Origin of the sequence: Mycobacterium sp. E3247 (assembly GCF_001667785.1) — a bacterium.
Classification (GTDB): domain Bacteria; phylum Actinomycetota; class Actinomycetes; order Mycobacteriales; family Mycobacteriaceae; genus Mycobacterium.
Genome location: NZ_LZJG01000505.1, coordinates 1 through 7753, shown reverse-complemented (window position 1 = coordinate 7753; position 7753 = coordinate 1). Strand labels below are relative to the sequence as shown.

Genomic DNA, 7753 nt, shown 5'->3' with positions numbered 1-7753 from the left:
GACCAGCTCTACGGCGGCGCGCTGCGCATGACGCGCAATCCGGCCGACGCGGAAGACCTGCTGCAAGAGACGATGGTGAAGGCGTACGCGGGGTTTCGTTCCTTCCGGGCGGGCACCAACCTCAAGGCCTGGTTGTACCGCATCCTGACCAACACCTACATCAACAGCTACCGCAAGAGGCAGCGCCAGCCGGCCGAGTACCCGACCGAGGAGATCACCGACTGGCAACTGGCGTCCAACGCCGAGCACTCGTCCACCGGGCTGCGCTCGGCCGAGGTCGAGGCGCTCGAGGCGCTGCCCGACACCGAGATCAAGGAGGCGCTGCAGGCGCTGCCGGAAGAGTTCCGGATGGCCGTCTACTACGCCGATGTCGAGGGCTTCCCCTACAAGGAAATCGCCGAGATCATGGACACACCCATCGGGACGGTAATGTCACGGCTGCACCGCGGCCGCCGTCAACTGCGTGGGTTGCTGGCTGACGTGGCCAAGGAGCGGGGCTTCAACCGCGGCCACCAGGCGCACGAGGAGGTGTCGTCATGAGCGAGTTTTCCAGCCCGAGCGACACGTGCCCCAACGACGACGCTCATGGCGCCGTCGGCTGCGCCGAGGTGATCCGGCAGGTCTGGCTCCTGCTCGACGGGGAATGCACGCCCGAATCGCGGGACCAGCTGCGCCGCCACCTCGAAGCGTGCCCCGGCTGCTTCAAGCACTACGGCCTCGAGGAACGGATCAAGGCGTTGATCGCCACCAAATGCCGGGGTGAGAAGGCGCCGGAAGGCCTGCGCGAGCGGCTACGGCTGGAGATCCGGCGGACCACCATCATCCGCGAGAGGCAGTAACGGTCCTCAGGCGTTGGGCCGCTTGCCGTGGTTGGCTTTGCTGTGCTTGCGGTCGCGCTTCTTACGGCCTCGTTTGGCCATGGTCGAATCCTCCGTTGATTGGTCTTTGATCCGGGCGCCCGGCGCCCGTGAGCCTGCCGCACAGTCTCTCACGGAAGTCGACGGCGGCGACAACGGCCCGTGCGCCGCGGCCGGAAGCGCGGTCCTGTGGTTCGATATACACCGAGCCTGACGGAAGCTTGATGACCAGCAGCCGGCCTCGCAATGGCCGAAACGAGTGGGGTGAAGATGGCCGAGGATGTCCGCGCCGAGATCGTGGCCAGCGTGCTCGAAGTCGTGGTGAGCGAGGGTGACCAGATCGGCAAAGGCGACGTCGTGGTCTTGCTGGAGTCGATGAAGATGGAGATTCCCGTCTTGGCCGAGGTCGACGGCACCATCAGCAAGGTGAGCGTCTCGGTGGGCGATGTCATCCAGGCGGGCGACCTGATTGCCGTGATCAGCTAGCCCCCGAAACAGTTGGACCCGTCCGTTGCCGGGGATGCCCGGGGAGTGAGTGATGTCGACGCTCGGTGATCTGCTTGCCGAACACACCGTGCTGCCCGGTAACGCCGTGGACCACCTGCACGCGGTGGTGGGGGAGTGGCAGCTGCTGGCGGACCTGTCGTTCGCCGACTACCTGATGTGGGTTCGCCGCGACGACGGCATGTTGGTGTGCGTGGCGCAGTGCCGGCCCAACACCGCGCCCACGGTGCTGCTCACCGACTCGGTGGGCAGTGTCGTCGCCGCCGACCGGCTGGCGCTGGTGGCCGGGGCTTTCGAGTTCGGCGCGCCACAGCGCAATTACGATGCGGGCCAAGAGGATTCGCTGCTGCCCGGCCCACACGTCGAGGCCTCGCCGGTGCGGTACGGCGGCAGCGTGGTGGCCGTGCTCACCCGGCATCAAACCGCGGGCGCGGCCGACCGCACGTCCGGCCAACTCGAGACCGCCTACCGGGAGTGTGCGAGCGACCTCGTCCACATGCTCGCCGACGGCACCTTTCCCGACGTGGGGGATGTCGTCATGTCCCGCTCCACGCCCCGGGCGGGCGACGGTTTCATCCGGCTGGACGTCAACGGCGTCGTCGCGTACGCCAGCCCCAATGCCGTGTCGGCCTACCACCGGATGGGCCTGACGAGCGAGCTGGAGGGCCGCAACCTGGTCAAGGTGACGCGGCCGCTGATCTCCGACCCCTTCGAGGCCCAGGAGCTGGCCGAGCACGTGCTCGACCTGCTGGCCGGCGGGAAGAGCATGCGGATGGAGGTCGACGCCGGCGGCGCCACGGTGCTACTGCGGACGCTGCCGCTGGTGGTCAACGGCGGTGGCGCCGGGGCGGCGGTGCTGATCCGCGACGTCACCGAGGTGAAGCGCCGCGACCGGGCGCTGATCTCCAAGGACGCCACGATCCGCGAGATCCACCACCGGGTGAAGAACAACCTGCAGACGGTGGCGGCGCTGCTGCGGCTGCAGGCCCGCCGGACGGTCAACGCCGAAGGGCGTGAAGCCCTGATCGAGTCGGTGCGGCGGGTCTCGTCGATCGCCCTGGTGCACGACGCGCTGTCGATGTCGGTCGACGAACAGGTGAACCTCGACGAGGTGATCGACCGGATCTTGCCGATCATGAACGACGTGGCGTCGGTGGACCGGCCGATCCGGATCAACCGGGTCGGTGACCTGGGTGTGCTGGACTCCGACCGCGCGACGGCCCTGATCATGGTGATCACCGAACTGGTTCAGAACGCGATCGAGCACGCGTTCGACCCGGCGGCCGAAGCCGGGTCGGTGACCATCCGCGCCGAGCGGTCGGCCCGCTGGCTCGACGTCGTCGTCCACGACGACGGCCGCGGGTTGCCGGAGGGCTTCAGCCTGGAGACGTCCGACAGCCTCGGCCTGCAGATCGTGCGGACGTTGGTGTCGGCGGAACTCGACGGCACACTGGGCATGCGCCAGGCCCCGTCCCGCGGCACCGACGTGGTGCTGCGGGTGCCGATCGGTCGGCGGACCCGCCTGGCTTTGTAGGTGCCGCGCGACCCACACAATAGTGCGGCCCCGACTTTCGTCGAGGCCGCACTATTTGCTCTGACTGGGTCAGACTCCGCTACGGGCCTTCGTCCGGGCATTGCGACGCTTGAGTGCGCGCCGCTCGTCTTCGCTCATGCCGCCCCAGACGCCCGAGTCCTGGCCGGTGTTCAGGGCCCAGGACAGGCAATCCGTGGTCACCGGGCACCGATTGCAGACCAGTTTCGCGTCAGCGATCTGCGCGAGCGCCGGGCCGCTGTTCCCTACCGGGAAAAACAGCTCCGGGTCCTCGTCACGACAGACCGCCTTGTGGCGCCAATCCATACGTTCTTACTCCTCACTGAGTGCGCAGCAAGGCGCACGGCCAATTTTCTTCGGCTGTTAACGCGTGCACAAGAAAAGGGTCCGTACCCCTATCTAAATTTCTGCATGCAACCTTTTGATCGTTTCACAGGCTCAACAGAAGTCAATAGCACCGAGTTAGCTCGTGGGCTATCTCACTTTGATCATTCCGTAGCCGAGCCCTTACACAGTTGTACTACACTGACTGGCCACTCTTGCGGAAAAGCTTCGTCTGTTGGCCCGCGGCGGCTTCGTCGCCGCAGCTCAGAGCGGATTTTTTCGAGGCGGCGCGACGACGGCCAGCGCGTCCGGCACCGCCCGGTACGTCATGGTTTCGCGCACCCCGAGGTAATCCCCGTCGAACTGGCAGGCGACCGGGCCGCCGGTCGACGTGACACGCACGCAGGGGACGTCGTCCGCGGTGATGAGGTGGTCGAACTCGAACTTGGGCCGCTTGGCGAACATCTGCCGCACGATCCGCAGGGTGGGGATGGTTTTCATGGTGGTGGGCGCGAAAACCCCCAGGCCCGTCTCGAAGGTGCAGCCGGGATTGGTCCAAACCGGCCGGTCGTTGGCGAACGTCCAGGGGCTGGAATTGGACACGAACGCGAAGCTGACCCCGGTGACGGGTTCGCGGCCGGGCAGTTCGAGGGTGAGCATCGGTTCACGGCGGGTGTAAGCCCACACGGCGGGTATCGCCGCGCGGATGTAGCGCCACGCGGTCACCTTCCCGCCCTTGTCGCGTTCGGCCTCGACCGCGGCGACCACTTCCGCGTCGACACCCATCCCGGTGTTGAACACGGCCCACCGCTCGCCGCAGTCGATCAGGCCGATGCGGCGCCACATGTGGTGGCGGTGGTAGTCGTCGAGCAGCTGGATGAGCTGGTTGGTGGCGGCCACCGGATCCCGGGAGATGCCCAGCGACCGCGCCAGCACGTTCGCCGAACCGCCGGGGACCACCGCGACCGCCGGCACCGGACCGATCGGTCCAGAAGCGGCGCCGGGACGGCCGAGCAGGCCGTTGACGACCCCGCTGACGGTGCCGTCGCCGCCGTGCACCACGACCAGGTCGACGCCGTCCGCGACCGCCTTCTCCGCGAGTTCGGTGCCGTGACCGCGGTGATTGGTGTGTTCGACGGTGAGCTGCAGGCGGCTTTTGAGCGCGTGCGCCAGCAGGTCGCGACCGGCCGGGGTGGTGGACGTGGCTGTGGGGTTCACGATCAGCACGGCGCGCATGAGGCACGAGCTTATGCGGGAGCCTTAAGGCGACGCTGTGGGGAACGCCCCGCCGCCGCGGGTGACTACGCTGACGCGGGTGACAGGTTTGCGCCGCTACCCGGGGGGCGTCCCATCCGCTGTGCGCGGCGCCGGCCTTCTGGTGGCGGTGCAGGGGGTGGCCGCGCTGGTCATGGCGGTCGTGCTGGTGGTGCGCGGCATCGCCGGGGCCGACCAGCACGTGGTCAACGGGCTCGGCACCGCCCTGTTCTTCCTGGTGGTCGGGGCGGTGGTGCTGGCCGCCGGGCGCGCGCTGACGCTCGGCAAGCGCTGGGGCCGAGGGCTTGCCGTGATCACCCAGCTGCTGCTCCTGCCGGTGGCGTGGTACCTCACGGTCGACTCGCACCGGCCCGCCTTCGGGATTCCCGCGGGCCTCGTGGCGCTGGCCGTGTTGGGGCTGCTCTTCAGCCCGCAGGGGGTGCGCTGGGCCGCCGGCGGCGATCAGCGCGATTCGGCCAGCTCGGCCAACCCGGGGCCCGACAGCCGGTAGGTGGTCCACTCGCGCTGCGGTTCGCCGCCGACCCCGTCGTACAGCGTGATGGCGTCGGCGTTCCAGTTCAGCACCGCCCAGGACAACCGCGTGTAGCCCCGGTCGAGGCATTCGGCCGCCAGGGTCGCCAACAGCGCGCGGGCCAGGCCGCGACGGCGAAACCCCGGCCTCACGAACAGGTCTTCGAGGTAGATGCCCGCCACGCCGTCCCAGGTGGAGAAGTTGAGAAACCACAGCGCCATCGCGGCGATCTCGCCGTCGACCTCCGCAAGGTGCCCATACACCGTCGGGGTGGCGCCGAAAAGCGCTGCGGCAATTTGTTTTTCCGTGACCGTGCACTGATCCGCGGCGTGTTCGAATTCGGCCAGCGCGTGAATCATTTCGGTGATCGCACCCGCGTCTTCGGGCGTGGCGCGGCGAATGGTCATTGCTTGACGCCCAACGCGTTGAGGATGGTGGCGAATTTCGTTGTGGTTTCCGCGACTTCCTGATCGGGGTCGGATTCGGCGACGATCCCGCCACCGGAGCGGGCGATCGCGCTGCGGCGGTCCGCCGACAGTTGCGCGCAGCGGATGGACACCACCCAGCGGCCGTCGCCGCGCGCGTCACACCAGCCCACCGCCCCCGCGTAGAACCCGCGGTCGCCCTCCAGCTCGGCGATGAGTTCGACCGCGGCCTTGGTCGGCACCCCGCCGACCGCCGGTGTGGGGTGCAGAGCAAGGGCCAAATCGATTGCCGTGGTGGATGTTTCGCGCAGACGTCCGCTGATCGGCGTGCACAGGTGCCACACCGCCGCGGTGCGGCTCAGCTCGGGCTCGGCGGCGATCGTCAGCTCGTCGCACAGCGGCTCCAGCGCGGTGCGGATGGTCTCGATGACCAACTGATGCTCGTGCCGGTCCTTGGCCGAACCGGCCAGCGCGGCGCCGTGGGCGGCGTCGACGTCGGGATCGGCGGCGCGGGGTGCCGAACCGGCGAACGGCCGGCACGTGACGCGGTCCCCGGAGCGCGCCACCAGAAGCTCCGGGCTGGCGCCCACCAGCGCCGCGCCGGCGTAGTCGTCGCCGGCGCCGGTCAGGTCGACGAGGTAACCGTATGCTGCCGGGTCCGCGGTGATGAGCCGGCGCAGGATGACGCGGGCGTCCAAGGAGCCCTCGGCGACCAGTCGCAGCGCTCGGGACAGCACGACCTTGCTGAGCGGGCTGTCGGGCGCGGTGAGTTCGTCGCGCGCGCGGGCGACGCGGCGGCGGTAGTCGTCCGGCGACGGGTCTGCGGCGGCGACACGCACCGCCGGCAGCGGGTCGCTCGGCCAGTCCGGCGGCGCGTCGCTGCGGCGCACCGCCTGGGGCGTCAGCAGCGCCGCGGGCCGGCCCACGTCGAAGGGCAACGCGCCCAACACAATTGGCACAGAGCCCGAACGCAGCGCGTCCTGCGCGGCCGCCGCGTCGTGGTAGCGCTCCCGCACCCCGTCGGCAACCAGGGTCTGCGTCGGTCCGCACAGCGCGAACGGCGGTTCGTGGTTCACCCGGGCTTGATCGCCTGCGGCTGGGCGGTCAGGCCGAGCGCGGCGAGCTGTCGCACGCCGTGCTCGAAACCGCACACGGCGAGGGAGCCGGCCAGCATCCAGAAGCGGCTGCCCTCGACGAGCGGCAGCTCCACCCAGCGCGTGATGACCGAGCGGGAGAAGTGGCTGTGCCCCACGAACACCACGTCGCGCGACTCCATGTGCTCCAACGCGAACGCGACGGCCCGGTCGGCGCGTTCGCTGACTTGGGCCACGCTCTCGCCGCCGGGGCATCCGTGCGTCCAGACCAGCCAATCGGGGACCGATTCGTGGATCTGGGGTGTCGTCAGGCCCTCGTAGGAGCCGTAATCCCATTCGGCGAGCAGGGGAGAGACCTCGTCGACGGCCAGCCCGGCCAGCTTGGCGGTGGTCAGCGCGCGGATGCGCGGGCTGCTGACCACCAACGGGTCGGTGAGGTTCAGTTCGCGCAGGACGCGGCCGGCGAGCTCGGCCTGGACGCGGCCGGTGTCGGTGAGCTCGAGGTCGGTCCGCCCCGTGTGCTGGCCGGATTTCGACCATTCGGTCTCCCCGTGGCGGAGGAGGACCAGTCGATGGTTGTGCAAGCCCATATCGACCGATTCTGCCGGACGACATGCCGGGCCCGTCGGCCGCAGCGTTGGACGATCGAACATGTCAGGATGGGCACTGTGACCGTGGCAACAGGAGGGGCGGGCGCTGGTGAGTAAGACCCGGGTGTTGGCGGTGGCCAACCAGAAGGGCGGCGTCGCCAAAACGACGACGGTTGCCTCGCTGGGCGCGGCGATGGTCGACGAGGGTAAGCGGGTGCTGCTGGTCGACCTGGATCCGCAGGGCTGCCTGACGTTCTCGCTCGGCCAGGATCCCGACAAGCTCCCGGTGTCCGTGCACGAGGTGCTGCTCGGCGAGGTCGAGCCCAACGCCGCGCTGGTCACGACGATGGAGGGCATGACGCTGCTGCCGGCCAACATCGACCTGGCGGGAGCCGAGGCGATGCTGCTGATGCGCGCCGGCCGCGAGTACGCGCTCAAACGCGCGCTGGCGAAGCTCGCCGACGACTTCGACGTGGTCATCATCGACTGCCCGCCGTCGCTGGGTGTGCTCACGCTCAACGGCCTGACCGCCGCCGACGAGGTGATAGTGCCGCTGCAGTGCGAGACGCTCGCGCACCGCGGCGTCGGCCAGTTCCTGCGCACGGTCGCCGACGTCCAGCA

Annotated in this window: 12 protein-coding genes; 6 read left to right on the top strand and 6 right to left on the bottom strand. The window is 69.1% G+C overall.

Annotated features, from left to right (window positions below):
- Both A9X04_RS25545 and rsrA read left to right on the top strand, forming a co-directional pair.
- On the top strand, positions 1 to 540 hold a 540-nt coding region (locus tag A9X04_RS25545; RefSeq protein WP_067926819.1), incomplete at its 5' end, for a sigma-70 family RNA polymerase sigma factor.
- Entirely contained in the window at positions 537 to 839 is a 303-nt protein-coding gene (gene rsrA / locus A9X04_RS25540; protein WP_067926816.1) for a mycothiol system anti-sigma-R factor, read from the top strand. The genes A9X04_RS25545 and rsrA, both read left to right, overlap by 4 nt.
- Positions 840 to 845: 6 nt before the next feature.
- On the opposite strand, the gene A9X04_RS32465 is transcribed toward rsrA, so the two are convergent.
- Positions 846 to 920 (bottom strand): 50S ribosomal protein bL37, encoded by a 75-nt coding sequence (locus tag A9X04_RS32465; RefSeq protein ID WP_011728008.1) that lies wholly within the window; start codon positions 918 to 920, stop codon positions 846 to 848.
- A gap of 207 nt (positions 921 to 1127) precedes the next feature.
- On the opposite strand from A9X04_RS32465, the gene A9X04_RS25535 reads away from it, so the two are divergent.
- Both A9X04_RS25535 and A9X04_RS25530 read left to right on the top strand, forming a co-directional pair.
- Positions 1128 to 1343: a biotin/lipoyl-binding carrier protein gene (locus tag A9X04_RS25535; protein ID WP_067926821.1), complete on the top strand. Its 216-nt coding sequence runs from the start codon at positions 1128 to 1130 to the stop codon at positions 1341 to 1343.
- A 52-nt stretch (positions 1344 to 1395) separates the two neighbouring features.
- Entirely contained in the window at positions 1396 to 2895 is a 1500-nt protein-coding gene (locus A9X04_RS25530; protein ID WP_067926813.1) for a sensor histidine kinase, read from the top strand.
- A gap of 69 nt (positions 2896 to 2964) precedes the next feature.
- Here A9X04_RS25530 and whiB1 read toward each other — a convergent pair whose 3' ends face one another.
- On the bottom strand, positions 2965 to 3219 hold the full coding sequence (gene whiB1 / locus A9X04_RS25525; RefSeq protein ID WP_007168139.1) for a transcriptional regulator WhiB1: 255 nt from the start codon (positions 3217 to 3219) through the stop codon (positions 2965 to 2967).
- Between the two features lie 282 nt (positions 3220 to 3501).
- The gene (locus A9X04_RS25520) at positions 3502 to 4473 is read right to left on the bottom strand and encodes a diacylglycerol kinase family protein (RefSeq protein ID WP_067926811.1); all 972 of its coding nucleotides are present in this window, start codon (positions 4471 to 4473) and stop codon (positions 3502 to 3504) included.
- 88 nt (positions 4474 to 4561) lie between these two features.
- Here A9X04_RS25520 and A9X04_RS25515 point away from each other — a divergent pair, with 88 nt between their 5' ends.
- Positions 4562 to 5002 carry a hypothetical protein gene (locus A9X04_RS25515; protein ID WP_156764534.1) on the top strand — a complete coding sequence of 147 codons (441 nt, stop codon included), beginning with the start codon at positions 4562 to 4564 and terminating at the stop codon, positions 5000 to 5002.
- Here A9X04_RS25515 and A9X04_RS25510 read toward each other — a convergent pair.
- From A9X04_RS25510 to A9X04_RS25500, 3 genes are read right to left on the bottom strand one after another with little or no spacing between them, the layout of a single operon-like run.
- A complete protein-coding gene (locus A9X04_RS25510) occupies positions 4954 to 5430 on the bottom strand; it encodes a GNAT family N-acetyltransferase (RefSeq protein WP_067926805.1) in 477 nt (158 codons plus the stop codon). The two genes, A9X04_RS25515 and A9X04_RS25510, sit on opposite strands and share 49 nt — an antisense overlap.
- The gene (locus tag A9X04_RS25505; protein WP_067926804.1) at positions 5427 to 6524 is read right to left on the bottom strand and encodes an isochorismate synthase MenF; all 1098 of its coding nucleotides are present in this window, start codon (positions 6522 to 6524) and stop codon (positions 5427 to 5429) included. The genes A9X04_RS25510 and A9X04_RS25505 overlap by 4 nt, the downstream gene beginning before the upstream one ends.
- Entirely contained in the window at positions 6521 to 7132 is a 612-nt protein-coding gene (locus A9X04_RS25500) for an acid phosphatase (RefSeq protein ID WP_067926801.1), read from the bottom strand. The genes A9X04_RS25505 and A9X04_RS25500 overlap by 4 nt, the downstream gene beginning before the upstream one ends.
- Before the next feature lie 109 nt (positions 7133 to 7241).
- Here A9X04_RS25500 and A9X04_RS25495 point away from each other — a divergent pair.
- The coding region (locus A9X04_RS25495; RefSeq protein WP_156764533.1) for a ParA family protein at positions 7242 to 7753 on the top strand (512 nt) is incomplete at its 3' end.